We start from the raw sequence: 15,711 nt of genomic DNA, 5'->3' as shown, positions 1-15,711 counted from the left end.
CAATCAGTTCCGTCGCCTCGTCGTCCGCTATGAGCGACACGCCGACCTCTACCGCGCCTTTATCGTCCTCGCCGCCGCTATCATTTGCTTCAGGGCCTTGAGACGGTTTTGTTAGGCGCTCTAAATCGGCTTCTCGACGGGAGAGTCGCTCCCTGCCGTCGTCCGTGCTCGGCCCGGCGCCGCTAGGCTTTCCAACGAGAGCTTCGACTGTCGGGCGCCGGGCGGATTACCTCCATTCGGAACATGTCCGTTCGAGGCGTTTCTGGCCGGGGCGCGGGTCTGAGCTGTCTGGCCGCCTGCGGGGTTCGCTGCCGCCCCCTGTGTGGAGACGAAGCCGTTGAAGAAGGCCGCAACCCGCCGAGCGTCGAGCTGGGCGTATGCGGAATTCAACAACTCTCGTCTTGTAGCACCAGAATATTCATCTGGCAAGTTGAGCCATGCGTTGAATTGTGGATCGTGATTGAGGTCGCGCCAATGCGGCGACAGTTGCGTAAGATCGGCGACAGGGCGCAACACCGCGGCGCGCCCACCTGCGTCACGTCGACCGGCTGCCCGGCCTGCATCTGGCCCTGCACTTCAACCTGGAGGAGTTGGCCGATCGCCGCGCGGATATTGTCGGGGATGTCGGGATCGGAATTCGGCTGCAAGCCCCATGAACGGTCGGCGCCGAGATAGACGTCGCGCAGCAGCGAGCTGGCACCGCGGCATTTGACGGCGGTGATGCGCGCGTAGACCTCGCTGCCGCCGAACTTGCGAATTTCGGCGAGCTGCTGACCGGCGTACTGGCCGTTGAACGCGCGCATCGCCGCGAGCAACCGGTCGGACCAGCCGGCGTTCGACGTGTTGCGATGCGACCGCATGATCTCGAACTGGTTGCGGATATAGCCGGCGAGACCGTTCAGTTCGTCGGTCGCCTGCCGCGCGGCGGCCTGCGCGCGCCAGCGCTCCTCCGCCCGCGACGCCGCGTCAAGCGTGGCGTTGTTGGCGGCCTGAAAAATTCCCGCAGAGGGAATTGCTTGCAACATACATGAGCAATACAATATAATTGCGAGCAGCAGAATAAATAGTCTGCTTATATTTTGCTTACATTTGGGCCACTACACAAATGAACTCACACGCTCCGACGCCCGACCTGCATCGCGCCCACGCGCATGAGCGCCGCAACATCGAGCTGGCCAACGCGCTGGCCGCCGATCTGTTGACGCTCGACGAAGTGCTCAAGCAGTTCGACATGACGCGGCGCGAACTGGAGCAATTGCTGTCGACCGGCAATTTTCGCCGCCTGCTATCAAACGCCCGCGCCGAGTGGCGGAGCGCGCAGAACTCCGGCGAGCGGGCGCGCATAAAGAGCGCCATGGCGTTCGAGACGTCGATCCCCGAGCTGGTGCGCTGCATCCACCGCGGCTCGCAGGAGCCGCTGTCCGGCCGCGTCGAGGCGGCGAAGCTGCTGGCGCGCGCCGGCGGCGTCGGCGAGAAATCACAAGTCCCCGTCGCCGCCGGCGAGAAGTTCAGCGTCGTCGTCAACATCATGGGCGAGACGCCGCAGGTGATCTCCAAGCCATATGTGACCATCGCAGGTTCTTCGTGCGAAGGTGATAGTGGGTGACCACCGTCAACTACACCGCATCGCCGACCGGCTCCAAATTTCACCGCTCAGACGCGTTCGGGCGGCTGATCGGCGGACCATTGGGCAGCGGGAAGACCGTAATTCCGGAAGCATTTTGGCAGAATGGGGCCTCTCAACCATATATAGATCTCAGAATAATCTTGGGAAAGACATCTTGAATAAGCTTGGCTGGAATCAAGACGCATGGACTGAGAAGCAGAAGTGCTTCAAATATATAACTTATTTGGGTTATGTCTCGGCCGTCGATCTGAGCGAGCCGTGCAGCCGAATTGTGGGACGAGTAGGCGACATTTCCGAAGAATTGATATTTTACGTCGACCACCCACATGAGCTTGCACAAGCATTTCGAAAAACCATCGACGATTATCTCGAAACATGCCGAAAAGCCGGACGTCGTCCAGAGCCCCCAAACGTCATGTTATTGGCTGCAAATTGATGACCTCTAAAATCCCGTGCCAACGCTTGCTTCTTGTGAAAAATGAATAGCTTATAGGTGGAGCGATGCTGCTTAATTACAAGGGCTATTCGTCAAACGTGAAGTTTGAGACCGACGATCAGGCATGGGTTGGCCGCCTTGACGGCATTACGGACATCATAGGCTTCCATGCTGAGAAGCTTGAGGATCTCGAAGTGGCGTTTCGCGAAGCTGTCGACGATTATCTCGAGTACTGCGGCACGACCGGCAAAGAGCCGAACAGACCGAAGAACGCCGAACCGTGAGCCGTCGAACGCTTCGCGCGCCTGTCCGCTCGCAAACGCCGAGCGCATCTGGTCGCCTCGCTGCGCGCCAAAACCCGCAGGGCTTGAACCCATCGTCGGACGCAGCTCATGATTGCGTATGCTCGACGTGCGACAGAGGCGATTCGCGACGGCCGCGGTTGTCGCGGCGAGCGCCGCCTTGACCGCCCTCCCCGCCTCAGCGACCTGCGGCGATAAGGGCGGCCCCGGCTATCGCAGACCAGACGGCAAATGCGCAAGCTGGGCCGAGCTGAAGAGCAGCTGCGGCGTTCCGCCGACGACGCGCTGCCATCCGGAAAACGTCCAGACGCGCGACGACGAAGCGACGCAGGAGGAGCGGCGCTGATCAGCGCTTCCTCGCGCGCAGTCCATTCGGCTCCGGGCGCGAGGCTCCCGAGCAAGCCGGGCCGCCGCAAGACATGTAAGCCGACAGTTGACGCACGTAAGCGGATCGCTTACATTCCAGCATGATCAGATCGTTCCGCAACAAGGCGCTCGCCGACCTCTGGGCCGGCAAACGAAGCCGGATCGACGTCAGAATGCAGAAGCGGGTTCTCGTCCGCCTCGACGCGCTCGCCGCCGCGTCCCGGCCCGAAGATCTCAACCTGCCCGGCTTCGACTTTCACGCGCTGCACGGCGTCCCGCAGCGTTACACCATGCATGTCAACGGCCCGTGGTGCGTGACCTTCGAATTCGAAGACGGCGACGCTTGGCGGGTCGATTTCGAGCAGTATCACTAGGAGGCGACGATGGCCGAATACGCAGCCAGGCGAAGCATGGACCGGCGCCCGTCCCATCCGGGGACGCTCCTGCGCGGGATCATTGAGGAGAACGGCTTTTCAAAGAGCGACGCGGCGCTCGAGCTCGGCGTCTCCCGGCAGCACCTTTACGACATCATGAACGAGAAGAAGCCGGTCTCCGCGGAGGTCGCGGTTCGGCTCGGCAAATTCTTCGGCAACGGCCCCGACCTATGGCTGAGGATGCAGACCGCCTGCGATCTGTGGGACGCCCGGCGCAAGGTCGACGTCGCGTCGATCAGAACGCTGAAACCCCGCAACTCCCCGACGGCGATCGCCATGGCCGCAAGGGCGAAAGCGGGGCCGACCGCGGCGCGGCCGAAGGCGAGCCCTGCGGCGGCGAAGGCTGGTTCCACGACGGCGGGCCCGGCCGCGGCGAAAGGCCGGAAGTCTGCGCCTGCGCCCGAGACGGCGAAGGCCGCGGCGGCGAAGGCGGCCGGCCGAAGAAAAGCCGCCAGACCAGGCGGCGCAGCCGCAAAGGGCGTCGAAGTCGCCTGATCAGCGCCGCGGGGCGGCCTCCGTCATGGAGACGCCGGTGTCGGCGCTGAGCGCGCCGCGAGCGTGAACCGTTCGGCTTTGCTCGTAGGCGCGCATGAGCTCGGGCGCTTCGATGCGCACCGTGATTCCGATGTCCGCCGCGCCCTCGAGCCTCACCGGCTCCGACCGCGGCGCGAGGATCTTCGGCAGGCCGGTCGCGGCGTCGTACGCGCTGGCGCGGCGGTCGAGCGTGAAGGCGCCGCCCGCGACGACGCCGGGCGCGCCGACGACGTCCTGACGCATCGACGGCGGCAGCGGCAGGCCGCCGAGCATCGGACCCGTTCCGGGCGCAAGGCCCATGAGCGAGCGCGAGGCCGTCGCCGCCTGCTCGAGCTCGTCGATCCTCTTCTTCGCCGCGGGGCCGCTGCGCGCGGCGAGGCCCGCGGCCGCGACGGCGGCGCCGGCCGCCATCGCCGCGGCGATTCCGCCGCCCGTCCCAAGCGAGCCTGGTCCAAGCGGGCCCGGCGCATTGGCGAGCCCGGCGCGGCGCGTGTCGAAATCGGCCGCCGCGGCGCGCAGGCCCTCGACCTCGCGCGGGCTCGGCGGCGGCGCGGGAGGCGTCGGGGCGAGGAAGCCGTTGGCGGCGTTGAGGCCGGCGAGCGTCTTGTCGAGCACGATGTTGGCCGCCGGCGCGAGCTTCTCGCCGAGGCGGCCGAGCAGCACGTCCCAGGCCGACGCGACCTGGGCGATCTTCTCCTTCGTGATCCCGAGCCGGCGGCTCAAATCCTCGACGTTGGTTCCGATCGCCGAGCGATTCATCTCCGCGACGGCGCCAAGATATTCGCCCTTGAACGCCAGCAGCGCCTTGACGGCGTTGCGCGCCTCCTTGTCGGGGAACAGCTTCGAAATCTTGAAATCGTCGCCGTTGGTCATCTTCTCGACGAGGCGCAGCGTCGTCGTGACGTAATCGACGCCACGCTTCGCGTTCTCCTCGAGCACGCGCTGGAGGTCGACGCCCTGATCCTTGAAGTGCTTGGCGGTGTCAGGAGAAAGGATCTTGTCGAAGAAATTGACCAGGTTGTTGGCGGCTTCCGCGCCCGACGGCGCCGTGCGGCGCGCGGTTTCGGCCATGGCGACGATCTGCGTCAGGCCCTGTTCGCCGTAGAGCTTCAGCGCCGAGGCGCGCGAGGCGAGGCCGGGAAGCTCGCGGGCCATGTTCTTCAGTTCGAACGAGCCGAGCTTGCCGCCTTTCGCCATGACGTCATAGGCGCGGTCGAGCTTGTCGGCGGCTATGCCGAGGTTCTGCATCGAGGCGACGCCGGCTTCGGCGATGTCGTCGAGCTCGGCGCCCGAAGCCTTGGCGGCCTTGAGGGCCGCCGGCGTCGCGGCGACGGCATCCTTGAACGAAAGACCGGCGGCGACGAATTTCTCGGCCGCGCCGGAGACGTCGTCCGCGGTGGCGCCGAACTGCGGGCCGAGCTCGCGGAAGTTCTCCATCGCCGCCCTGACCTGCGCGCCCGTGGCCTCGGCGGTGACGCCGAGGCTCATCGTCTTGGCCTCGAGGCTGGCGTAGGCGTCGAGCGCGCGCTTGGCGAGGAGGCCCGCCCCGCCGACGCCAAGCGCCGCCGGCAGCATGCCGCCCAGCGCAGCGCCGGCGGCGAGCATCGTTCCGCCGCCGATGCCCGCGCCGGCCTCCCGCGCCCTGCGAACGGACGCCGCCTGGGCGACGGCGGAACGCGGCAGCGCAGCGAGACGGTTTTCGATCCGGTATTTGGCGACATAATTCGCGGTGTTCTCGACGCGCATCATTTCGCTGCCGACATGCTTCGTGATGGAGCTGAGCTTCTGAATTTTCTCCTCGATCGCCCGGAAAGATGCGCTCGTCTGATCGGCGGCGGTAATCTTCAGGCGGGCTTCCATCTGGGCCATGCTCAGCTCCTTGCGATTTCTTCGGCATGCGCGAGCGCTTCGGCGAACAGCGCGTCGAGTTCGGAAAAACTCAGGCCATAGGCGACGTCGGCGGCGAGGACGCGGGCGCCGAAGACGAGGAGTCGGGCTTTTCGCGCGACGTCGCCGACGACGCGTCGGTAAAAAAATCGAGCAGCGCCTGCTTCAGCCGCATGACGTCCGTCAGCGGAAGGAGCCGCATCAGCGAGGAGACGCCGTCGTCGATCGGCGCGCCGCCAGGCAGGGTGACGAGGCGGTCGAGATATTTGGCGACGACGTCTTCGCGCTCGACGGCGTAGACCGAGCCGTCGGCGGCGCGCACGAAGAAGCGCGGCTCGCCGAGGTCGAGATAGAGCGCACCGGAGGGCTCCTTGAGGAGGAGGCGGTCGAGGCGCTTGTCGAACCAGGGCAAGGGCGCGTCGAGGTCGACCACAGTCGATTTCATGGGCTGTTCCTTCATTCTACAGGTTGCGGGAAGCGATGGGGCGCGGCGGCGGATGGCCGTCCGCCCAGATGAGGTTCGGCGTGGCGGCGTCGGAGCTTCGCCGCCACGCCTGGCGCGAAAAGGTGGGAGGCCTCCCCCCTCCGCGCCGCAGGCGGTCGCATAGACCGCCCGCCCCGCCTCGCGCCGGCACCATGTGACCGGCGCGAAGATGGAGTCTTGTCATTAGATGCGCCGGGTCCAGGGGACCGAGAGCTCGACGAACGACGTTCGATTGCGGCTCTCCGCGGCTTCGCGTTCGGCGGCGTTTTCCTTCTGCAGCGCGGCGCGCGCCTCCTCCACCTCGCGACGATCTTCGGCGATCCGCCGGGCGCGCTCCTCCTCGCGGCGCACCTGCTCCGCCTCCTCGGCCTTCTGCAGGGCGCGGCCCGCCGCCGGATCGGGCTGCGCGGCGTAGTCCGTTTCGAGCGCCTTGCGCCAGACGCGCTCGACGGCGCTGCTGGAGACGAACACCGGATGGTCGCGATGCAGCAGAAGTCGATGCTCCTCCAGGAAGGCGCGCAGCGGACCGAATCTTCGCTCGCGGTCAGCCCAGTAAACCGAAAGTGGTTCGCACAACTCCCTGAGCTCGGCGGCCTTCTGGCGAGCCTCGGCGAAGCGCTCCTCCATGACCGCCGCCTCGACGGCGTCGACGGCTTCGACGAGCGCGTCTCCGGCCTGCGCCAGGCGCGCCTCCGCCGCCTCCTCGTCGCCGCGCAGGATCGCCACGGCGGCGCGCGTGCGCTCGAGGTCGACCTGCAGCGCCGGCGTCGCGCTGGCCGGCGACGCCGACGGCGCAGCCTGTTCCTCCGCGCCAAACGACGCGGCGAGCGCGCGCGTCGCGTCTTCGTCTTTGGCGACCGACGCAGCAAGTTCGGCGACGAGCAGCGCTTCGCGCGCCTCGCCGCGCTGGCGCGCCTGCCGGGCGTCCTCGCGCCCCTTCTCCGCAGCGACGAGCTCGCCCTGCGCTGCGCGCAGCGCCTCGCGCTCGGGCGAGGAGGCGGTCGCTTTCTTGATCCAGGCCATTGCGCGCTCCTTAATTGAACCGCCCGGAGGCCGGATTCCATCGCCGGTTGCAGTCCTCGACCGCAGCCTCAAGCTGTTTCGCGCGCTCCGATTGCGACATCTGGCCGACCGCCGCGTTGGAGCGACTCCGCGACGCGGGCGCGGCCGCCTCCTTCGGCGTGACCGCGAGCAGGGCGAGCGCCTCCCCCGCCTCGAGATTCGTCTGGAACGCGAGATAGTGCGCGAACGTCGTGCGGCCCCGCGCCGCCGGCCCCGTCAGGATCGCCTCCAGCCGCTTTCGTTCCGCCAGCGCGGCGGAGCCCGTAGAAATCGAAGTCACGTCATGAGCCTCCCAAAAAGTGCGAACACACCGATTGAGAGTGAAGGAGCTCGACGCGACTATCCACGAGAGCTCACGCGCCAAAACCGGCGCGGGAGCTCTCCTTGACAAGGGCTGAAAGTTATGAACCGCCGACGAAGCAGCTTCGGTCGACTCGGCCAAGCGCAACGCAGCGGCTCGAGGCGCAGGGCGATGAGAAACATCGCCGCCGACAAACGCCGCCGCGCCGCGCTCGACCACCGCCTCAGTCCTTGGGCTTTTTCGCCCCGCCCGCGAGGCCCGCGGCGATCCGCTCGCCGATCACGTCCGAGACCGCCCGCACGGGGCTGGCGTCAAAATTGGCGTAGCGGCCGGTCATCGCCATGGTTTTATGACGCAGAAGGTCGCGGATCGCGAAAGCGTTGGCGCCGGACTGGGCCGCATAGGTGCCGACGGTGTGGCGCAGATCGTGAAGATGCACGTCGTTCAGGCCCGCGCGGCTGCGGACGCGCTGCCACGCCGTTTCGACGACCTCCGCGGATATGTGCCGGGCCGGATCGGCGCGCCGCGGAAACACCCACGGCGAACCGTCGACTCGCGGCTGCGCCGCGAGAAGCTCGAGCGCCGCGACGCTGACCGGATGCGCCTTGCGCGTTCCGCCCTTTTTCTCCGGCAGATCGACGACGCCGATGTCGAACTTCACATGCTCCCAGGCGAGCGAGACGATCTCGCCGCGGCGCGCGCCCGTGAACAGCAGCACGCGAATCACGGCGAGGGCCTCGGGGGCGAGAAAAGTGCGACGGTTCTCCTCCTTCGCCGTGTGTTTGCTCGCCGGCTTCTCCGGATCGAGCTCCCATGGCAGGCCGTCCGTCTCCGCTTCCTCGAGCGCCGCGCCGAGCCGCGCCAGCTCCTGCGCGCTCAGGAAGCGCTCGCGCGCATGCTCGGGATAGCGCTTGATCTTGCGACAGGGATTCGCGCCCTCCGGCCGCAGGCCCCAGAGCTCGGCGTTGGCGAAGGCCTTCGACAGGAAGGACAGCATGCGGTTCGCCTGCGTCGGCGTGCTGCGCAGCTCGAAGTGCAGCCTGGCGACGTCCTGGCGCGTCACGCTTTCGAGCTTCAGCGCGCCGAGGCGCGGCCGCACCAGCCGATCGAAGACGTCCTTCGCCTCGACCTGCGTGCGCGGCGCGTTATGCGCCTCGACATGCTCCGTCACATGCCGGTCGAGGAACTCCGAAAGCGTCGGCGCCGCGCGACGCGTCTCTTTCTCGGCGACGGGATCGGCGCCGGCGGCGACGTCGACCAAGATCTTGCGCGCCCTGGCGCGGGCCTCGTCGACGGTCAACGCGCCGTGGCGGCCAAGCGAAAGCCGGCGCATGCGCCCGGCGGCGGTCCGATAGTTCACGAAATAGGTCTTGACCCCAGACGGCTGGATCCGCAGCGCGAAGCCGCGCAGCTCGCTGTCCCAGAGAAGCAGGGCTTTCTCCGGCGTCGCCTGCGCGTCGATGAGGCGCTTCGTCAGCTTCGGCACGCGGAGCCCGATCTGGACGGCTCATGGACGACCATGGACGAGGGCGGAAAACCCATAACCGATTGTCCTGTAAAGATTTTAGACGGCCTGGACGGCTTGGACGGCTTTCGGCCCCTACTGTCTAAATATGCTGCGTCGCGCAGCGTCGGCGGCGGGCTGCTCTCTGACAGAAATCGCTCGCGCCGTGTCAACAGAATGTCAACAGAAGAGGCCCAAATGAACCTATGCCCGTCTGACTGAGTAGCACTCGAAATTATTGATAAATCACGTGTATCAAAATCAGTATGAGCCCATGTCAACAGGCGAAAACGCCATTTTTCAAGCTCTTAATCAGCGGGTCCAAGGTTCGAGCCCTTGTGCGCCCACCATCAAACTCTAAGATAAATCATCAAATTATATAGGCATCCGTCAGCGGCCTTGGAGCCATCAGGGCGGTCGTCCTGCGCTTCAACGAAGCGACGATGCCCGCTTCGCCAAATGTCATCAATGTCGCGTCAGGCGATCCTCGGCGGACGTTCATTGAGTCGCCTGCGCCAAGCTGAAGGCGATCCTTACCTCCACGCTCAAGAGGCGATCGCGCCCTTTGGCGTCGGGGCCATCGCGAGCTGGAGCCTTTTCATTGACGAGCGGACGTCGGGCGTGCTCCATCAGCACGCCTCGGGCGACGCAGAGCAGGCGCGCTCGAGCTTCAGCCGCGCCGCGGGGCCATGGCCAGCGCGGCCTGCGACGTAAGCACCGTCTTGTCGACGAATTCGACCGTGTCGGCGCGCGGAGCGCGCGCCGCCCGGGCGCAATTCCGGTCGAGATGGGCGAGCTGCGACGTCACGGCGACGACGACGCCTGCCGGATTGTCGCCGAACGCGTAATCGAGAAGAATCTCCTCCGGCATGAAGAACGGGCCGTAGGCCAGCTGCGAGGCGAGCGAAGCGAGTCGACCACCATCCCCCACAAGCAGCCGGGAAAGCCGCTCGCAGGCGGCGCCCAACGGCCCGGTCAGGACGAGGAACTCGTCCTCCCGCGCAGGGAGCGCCGCGCGCACGCGCGCGAGCGCCGGCTGGAACGGATCGCTGCGGACCTGCAGCACGCTGAACAACCCGCTCGCCCGCGCCGCCTCGATGGCCTCCGGCGCGCCGACGACGCCGAGACTCTTCACGGCCCCGCTCGAGACGACCCGTGCGAGCGCTTCGAGAAGCGCGGGATCGGCGCATTCCTGCGGTGCAGGATTTTCGAGCAGGAGCACATCGACATAGTCCGTCCGCAGGCGCCGCAGGGTTTCGGCCGCGCCGGATTCGATCCCTTCGGGCCGCAATGGCTCGCCTCGCGCCGCAAAGCGGGCGGTCGCGCCCTGCAGCTCGGGAATGACGCTGAAGACGCCGCGCTTGAGCGCCGAGGCGAGCCGGCGGAAGGGAGTCGGCTTCGGCCAGGGCCGGCCGATTCGGGCGGCGATCACGATTTCGGATCGGCGCGCGGCGGCGAAACGGCCGAGGATCGCCGCCGCCTCGCCATCGCCGTCCCTGGGGCCGATATCGTACCAGACCACGCCGCGCTCGAACGCCGCCTCGAGCATCCGTCTGGCGTGAGCTTCGGAGAGCTTCGAGCCGAGTTTGGCGCAGCCGAAGCCGAGCGCGGAAACGCGTCGGCCGAGCGGGCGGCACTGCACAGTTCTCATCGCCGTCACCTTCAAACGAAATGAAGGTCGGACTATCAAGGCGAAAGGGAGAAATCCGTTCCGCCTCCGCCGCGCCGCGGAAGAACTATTCCGCCGCGCGCGGCAGGTCGTCGTCGAAACGCAGGCTGCGATGCTTGAGCAGCCGCGCCGGATTGCCGCCATGGATGGTCCAGGGCGGAAGATCGCGGAAAGCGCAGCCCCGCGCGCCGAGAATCGCGCCCTCGCCCAGCGAGACGCCGGGACCGACGAAGGCTTCCGCCGCGACCCAAGCGCGCCGGCCGACGGTGATCGGTCTGGCGAAGGTCTGGAAATATATATCCTCGACGTCGTGGCTCGCGGAGCAGAGATTGGCGCCCTGCGAAACGATGGCGAAATCCTCCAGCGTAATCGTCTCGACGTTGTAAATGGTGGCGCCGGGTCCGATGATCGCCTGGCGGCCGACCACGAGATGGGGCGGATACCAGACCTTGACGTTGCCGTAGATCGCGGCGCCCGGCCCGATCTGCGCGCCGAACAGGCGCAGCAGGAAGCGCCGCCATTTGTGCATGGCGGGCGGCGTCCAGGAGGCGCAGGTCTTCCAGACGACGATCCAGGTCGCGCGAAAGGCGCGGTTGCCGAGCGAATAGGTCGGACCGCCCTCGTGCGATCTGGCTGATTTCGCGTCGAGGATCTTCATGCGGCTTGCGGGGCCCTGAAAATTTCGATGAGTTCGGGGGTCATCGATCCCATGTCGAACTTCTCAAGATAGATCGCCCGCGCCCGCGTCCCCATCTCGGCCTTCTGCGCAGGCGTGAGGGCGATGAAGCGTTCGATGAGCCGCGTGACGCCGCCGACGTCGTCGTTCTCCACGAAGCCGGCGCGGCCGGACTCGACCTCACGCCAGGTGTTGACCTTGTTGGTGGTGAGCACGGGCTTGCCGCAGGCGAGCGCCTCGGCGACGACGATGCCGAAATTCTCCTGATGCGACGGCAATATGAAGCCTTCGCAGGAGCGGAAGGCGCCCCATTTGACGTCGCCCTTGAGCATGCCGGGCCAGAACACCCGGTCGGCGACGCCGAGGGCGGCCGCCTTCTTCTTGAGCTTGGCGATGGATCCGACGGAGTCAGGGCCGGCGACGACCAGGTTGAGGTCCGGGTCGCCGGCGGCGGCGGCGAAAGCGTCGATAAGGAGGTCGACCCCCTTCTTGGGATGGATGCGGCTCAGGAACAGAAGGAAACGCTTGTCGGCGACCTCCGGCGCGAGCGCGCGGAACGCCGCGGTTTGCGCGGCCGGATCGCCCTCGACGTCGACGATGCCGTAAGGGACGACGAGCGAGCGCGCGCGGAACGGCCAGAACGAGGTCCGGGCGAGCTCCTTCTCCTCTTCGGTCGTGAACATCACCGACGTGGCGTTATTGATGAGCCGCCCCTCGCTTCCCCACCAGAGAAGCTGCTTGAAGGCGCCCTTCAGCGGGTCGACCCGGTTGAAATAGGGGTCGAGCATCCCATGGGCGTAGACGAAATAGCGCACGCCGGAGCCGGCGAGCGCCTTGCGCGCGGCGAAGGACGCGAAATTCCACAGGCCGTTGACGACGACGGCGTCATAGCGCGGCGCGTTCTCCTTGATCCAGGGAACGAGCCTCGGGCTGTAGCCGTACCGCATGAGCGGAATGCGCGTCTTCCAGGCGTGATAGGCTGGGTCCGGATTGCCCATCGCATGCACGGGAACCGGCGCCGCGGCCACCCAAGGGTCGGTCGGCAAGTCGAGGGTCACGATCTCGCGCTCGCAGCCCTGTTCGCGAAAGGCGGGCGCGGAGGTGAAGATCCCCTCGACGGGACCGCCATATTCCGGGTTCACGGTCGGTATGATGTGAAGAATGATCATGCGTAGCCGTGATTTCCTCGTCGAGCGCGCGCGTGCGTCAGGCGGCTGCTTGGGCCAGATTTTTATAGCTAATCACATCTTGAAGCAATGGCGTGCGATTATACGCAGCGCGGCGCGCATTGGCGCGCTTATGCGCATATATTTTAAAATGGCGTCATGAGGATGAGCAATATTGCGGCTCCGGTCGCGCTCGACGCCGCAGAATTGCGCGGGGTCGCCAGGCTATATATTGCGCTGCGGCTCAAGAGGGGCGCGGCCGCGGACGAGGACCGAGTTATCGCGCAATCGACCGCGTAAATTTGACGCGGCCACGACTCAAGGCGCAGCCTGCGGCGCGCCTTCGTCATAATATTTGCATTTTAGGGCGGCATGAGTTTTACACATCCTTTAAACGCCTTTTTCATTTCGGGCGTCGCCCGCGCGGCCGCCTGAAACGCCGAACGCCTGAGCCGCGCTTTCGACGTGACGCTGGAGACCGTCGGCAATGGCTATCGCGCTTGATCCCGGTAATCTCAAGAACTCCCGCGTCTCCATCCTCATTCCCCTCGCCGGACTTCTGGCGCTTGGCGCGGCGCAGCTTTGCATCGGCGCGTCGCCGCTCGTTGTCGCGCTCGGCGTCGCCGGCGTGCTCGTCTCGTTCATCCCCCTCCATCTCTATGGCGGCGAGCCCTATTCCTTTTTCGCCCTTATCTTCAGCGTACGCTATCTATTGGTAGGAATGATTCTAAAGACACTATATTGGCAGCCGCTCGACACGCACCTTTTCAACGCCGCTGATTCCTATGCGGCGACGGCGCTGCTGGTCACGGTTACGACGCTCGTCGTGCTGATCGCGCGCAAATTCGACCCTAAGCGCGACTTTCTTCCCTTTCCGACCGATCCCGCGAGCCTGCGCAGGCTCGCGATGGCGACCTTTTCGATCGGCCTCGTCGCCCTGCTCATCATCGGATCGAAAAGCAAGTCCGACGGGGGCGGAGGCAACGCGGGCCCGCTCTTTGTGGCGGCGGCGGCCATTTCAGGTATGGCTGTTCTCTCGCTAAGCGCCGAGGCGATGCGGGCCGTCCAGCTTTCCAACGGCAAGTCCCTGATCTCGCCGATGCTCGCCTGCATGCTTGGCATGCTGTTCCTCATCGTCGTTATGATGAATCAGCGTGGTTTTCTGTTGGACTGCATCATCGCCGTGGCGCTCGTCGGTTTCGTCTACCGCGCGATCTCGGCGAAACTGATCGTCGCCGGCCTCATTTTCGTAGTCTTCTTCTCAAGCTTCCTGAGCCCGCTCACGCTATATCTGCGATCGCAGAAAGAGCTTCCGCCCGCCGCGTTCGCGGACGTCGCCATGTCGACCATGGGGCGGATGGTCGTGGATTCGACTTTCCGCAAGGTGCTCGTCGACAATGTGACGTTGCAGAAGACATTGGAAGATCCCGACGACGCCGACTATGATTATTTTGGCGACCGCTCGAACATCGGCAACCGGCTCTCCTTCGTGGCCTTGGTCGACGCCGTGATCAACGGGATGCGCACGCGCGAATGGATCGGCTATCCCGTCGTCGAGAAAAGCGTTTCACAGGTCATGCCCGGTTTCCTGGGCTTCCAGAAGGAGGCGGTGAGCACGGGCGACTGGCTCGGCTGGCGTGTCGGGATGCTTACATATCCCAAGACGACCTATATGGTGTTCGGAATGCCGTCCGAAGGATATGTCGCCTGGGGACCGCTCGGCCTTGTCCTCTATCCGATGATCTTCCTGCTGCTCGCCCTGCTGGCGATCGCCCGCTTTTGCAGCCTGCGAAGGGCGACGCCGGTCGCCATTTTCCTCATCGCCACGCTGCAGACCGAATTCGCGGAGGGCACCTCGGATGGCTTCCTGAATATCATCCTGCGCGGACTGCCGGTAATCTTCGTCGTGCTGCTTGCGATCTATGCGATCATGTTTGGCGGAACACGGCGTCGGAGCCGTCTGCAGCGGGCGCGCCCGTCCGCCCACGTGACGACGTCTTCGGTGCAGATTTGACGCGCGCCGCCACCTCCGCCAGGCGTCCCTGAGCTTGCCCCCACGTCACATCTGAAGGAGACCCGATGGAGACCATCGTGGACGCGCGGCGGCGAAACGCGGCTTCTTCGTCGTCGACTCCGGCGGCCTCCCCTCCCAAGCTCGCGCCCAAGCTGCGGCTCCATATGCTCGACGCGATCCGCGGCTGGGCCGCGGTGCAGGTGCTGTTCTTCCACGTCTGCCATGAAATGTTCGGGCATGCGCTTCCCGAGCTTAACGCGCCGTGGACGAATTTCGTCTTCAACGGCGCCTTCGCCGTCGCCGTATTCTTCGTGCTCTCGGGCGAAGTTCTGGCGCACGGCTATTTCATGCGCGGCGACCTCGGGATCGTGCGCAAGCTCGCGATCAAGCGCTATGTCCGGTTGACGATCCCGATCTTCGTCTCCTGCCTCGCCGTCTTCCTGCTGATGAAAGGCGGGCTGATCTTCTCGCATGAGGCGACGCCGATCCTCAAGCGCGAGGACTGGCTCGGGGGGATGCTCAACTTCGAGGCGAGCGTCAGAACCTTTCTCTCCTACACGTTGTTCGGCGTCTATTTCGATCCGACGCCGGAATTCAAATATAATCCGTTCCTGTGGACGATGAGCGCCGAGATGCTCGGCTCGATGTTCGTCTTCGCCACGCTCTTTCTCACCCGCACGACGCGCCAGCGCGCCGCCGTCTACGCGTTGACCGCGCCGTTCATGGCGATCTACAACCCGTTCCTGCTCGGCTTCACGATCGGCATGATCTTCGGCGAGATGCGGGCGAAGGGCGTGTTCGAGCGGATCGCCGCGCACAGGGCGGCGAACTGGGCCGCTCTGTTCATCGTCTTCGACGTCGCGCTCGGCGTGTCGCTCTATCCGATCCTGCCCGTGCCGCAGGGGGCGGTGGCGCACCGCATCACGCTCGCGGCGGCGATCTTCCTCTTCGCGGTCTATAGCTCAGGCTGGCTGCAGAGGCTATTCGACAACAGGCTCTCGCATTTCATCGGCGAGCTTTCGTTCCCGATCTATCTCGTGCACTTCCCGATCATCGTCTCGCTTCAGTCGTTTCTCGTCATCGCGGCGTTTTCGGACGGCGTCGTCACGCGTCCAACGGCCTATGCGATCATGCTGGCTACGCTCGCCGCGGCCATCGCGGCAGCGATGGCCTTCCGGACGGTCGAGCGCTTCGCGATCAGGGCGTCGAACGTATTCTTCGCCGCGATCGACCGGCTTTGAAGCGCCCG

General features: G+C 65.5%; 16 protein-coding genes. 7 read left to right on the top strand and 9 right to left on the bottom strand.

The window, feature by feature from the left end:
• Positions 1–386 precede the first annotated feature (386 nt).
• The gene (locus tag ACE3OG_RS09965) at positions 387–1,025 is read right to left on the bottom strand and encodes a hypothetical protein (RefSeq protein ID WP_374308126.1); all 639 of its coding nucleotides are present in this window, start codon (positions 1,023–1,025) and stop codon (positions 387–389) included.
• 80 nt (positions 1,026–1,105) lie between these two features.
• On the opposite strand from ACE3OG_RS09965, the gene ACE3OG_RS09960 reads away from it, so the two are divergent.
• The 5 genes from ACE3OG_RS09960 to ACE3OG_RS09940 all read left to right on the top strand — a co-directional run bounded on the left by ACE3OG_RS09960 (position 1,106) and on the right by ACE3OG_RS09940 (position 3,660).
• Positions 1,106–1,606, top strand: coding sequence for a hypothetical protein (locus ACE3OG_RS09960; protein WP_374308125.1), 501 nt, complete (start codon positions 1,106–1,108; stop codon positions 1,604–1,606).
• A 522-nt stretch (positions 1,607–2,128) separates the two neighbouring features.
• Positions 2,129–2,347: a type II toxin-antitoxin system HicB family antitoxin gene (locus tag ACE3OG_RS09955; RefSeq protein ID WP_374308123.1), complete on the top strand. Its 219-nt coding sequence runs from the start codon at positions 2,129–2,131 to the stop codon at positions 2,345–2,347.
• 178 nt (positions 2,348–2,525) lie between these two features.
• Complete coding sequence (locus ACE3OG_RS09950; RefSeq protein WP_374308121.1) at positions 2,526–2,711, top strand: hypothetical protein; 186 nt, start codon at positions 2,526–2,528, stop codon at positions 2,709–2,711.
• A 121-nt stretch (positions 2,712–2,832) separates the two neighbouring features.
• Positions 2,833–3,105: a type II toxin-antitoxin system RelE/ParE family toxin gene (locus ACE3OG_RS09945; RefSeq protein ID WP_374308119.1), complete on the top strand. Its 273-nt coding sequence runs from the start codon at positions 2,833–2,835 to the stop codon at positions 3,103–3,105.
• A gap of 9 nt (positions 3,106–3,114) precedes the next feature.
• The gene (locus ACE3OG_RS09940) at positions 3,115–3,660 is read left to right on the top strand and encodes a HigA family addiction module antitoxin (RefSeq protein WP_374308117.1); all 546 of its coding nucleotides are present in this window, start codon (positions 3,115–3,117) and stop codon (positions 3,658–3,660) included.
• Here ACE3OG_RS09940 and ACE3OG_RS09935 read toward each other — a convergent pair whose 3' ends face one another.
• From ACE3OG_RS09935 to ACE3OG_RS09900, 8 genes are all read right to left on the bottom strand, one after another.
• Positions 3,661–5,568 (bottom strand): phage tail tape measure protein, encoded by a 1,908-nt coding sequence (locus tag ACE3OG_RS09935; RefSeq protein ID WP_374308115.1) that lies wholly within the window; start codon positions 5,566–5,568, stop codon positions 3,661–3,663. It lies immediately after the preceding gene.
• 70 nt (positions 5,569–5,638) lie between these two features.
• Entirely contained in the window at positions 5,639–6,031 is a 393-nt protein-coding gene (locus ACE3OG_RS09930) for a hypothetical protein (RefSeq protein WP_374308113.1), read from the bottom strand.
• Positions 6,032–6,253: 222 nt separating this feature from the next.
• On the bottom strand, positions 6,254–7,093 hold the full coding sequence (locus tag ACE3OG_RS09925) for a hypothetical protein (protein WP_374308112.1): 840 nt from the start codon (positions 7,091–7,093) through the stop codon (positions 6,254–6,256).
• A gap of 10 nt (positions 7,094–7,103) precedes the next feature.
• Positions 7,104–7,412, bottom strand: a complete 309-nt coding sequence (locus ACE3OG_RS09920) for a hypothetical protein (protein WP_374308110.1) — start codon at positions 7,410–7,412, stop codon at positions 7,104–7,106.
• A gap of 244 nt (positions 7,413–7,656) precedes the next feature.
• On the bottom strand, positions 7,657–8,919 hold the full coding sequence (locus ACE3OG_RS09915; RefSeq protein WP_374308108.1) for a tyrosine-type recombinase/integrase: 1,263 nt from the start codon (positions 8,917–8,919) through the stop codon (positions 7,657–7,659).
• Between the two features lie 688 nt (positions 8,920–9,607).
• The gene (locus tag ACE3OG_RS09910; RefSeq protein ID WP_374308107.1) at positions 9,608–10,588 is read right to left on the bottom strand and encodes an aldo/keto reductase; all 981 of its coding nucleotides are present in this window, start codon (positions 10,586–10,588) and stop codon (positions 9,608–9,610) included.
• An 85-nt stretch (positions 10,589–10,673) separates the two neighbouring features.
• Positions 10,674–11,264, bottom strand: coding sequence for a putative colanic acid biosynthesis acetyltransferase (locus ACE3OG_RS09905; RefSeq protein WP_374308105.1), 591 nt, complete (start codon positions 11,262–11,264; stop codon positions 10,674–10,676).
• Positions 11,261–12,451 carry a glycosyltransferase gene (locus ACE3OG_RS09900; protein WP_374308103.1) on the bottom strand — a complete coding sequence of 397 codons (1,191 nt, stop codon included), beginning with the start codon at positions 12,449–12,451 and terminating at the stop codon, positions 11,261–11,263. The genes ACE3OG_RS09905 and ACE3OG_RS09900 overlap by 4 nt, the downstream gene beginning before the upstream one ends.
• A 484-nt stretch (positions 12,452–12,935) precedes the next feature.
• Here ACE3OG_RS09900 and ACE3OG_RS09895 point away from each other — a divergent pair, with 484 nt between their 5' ends.
• Positions 12,936–14,462 carry a hypothetical protein gene (locus ACE3OG_RS09895; protein WP_374308101.1) on the top strand — a complete coding sequence of 509 codons (1,527 nt, stop codon included), beginning with the start codon at positions 12,936–12,938 and terminating at the stop codon, positions 14,460–14,462.
• A gap of 65 nt (positions 14,463–14,527) precedes the next feature.
• The gene (locus tag ACE3OG_RS09890; protein ID WP_374308099.1) at positions 14,528–15,703 is read left to right on the top strand and encodes an acyltransferase family protein; all 1,176 of its coding nucleotides are present in this window, start codon (positions 14,528–14,530) and stop codon (positions 15,701–15,703) included.
• Positions 15,704–15,711: the final 8 nt, after the last annotated feature.

This window comes from Methylocella sp., assembly GCF_041905455.1.
GTDB lineage: Bacteria > Pseudomonadota > Alphaproteobacteria > Rhizobiales > Beijerinckiaceae > Methylocapsa.
Note: the sequence above shows the minus strand (reverse complement) of the source record. Positions and strands in the feature narration are given on the sequence as shown.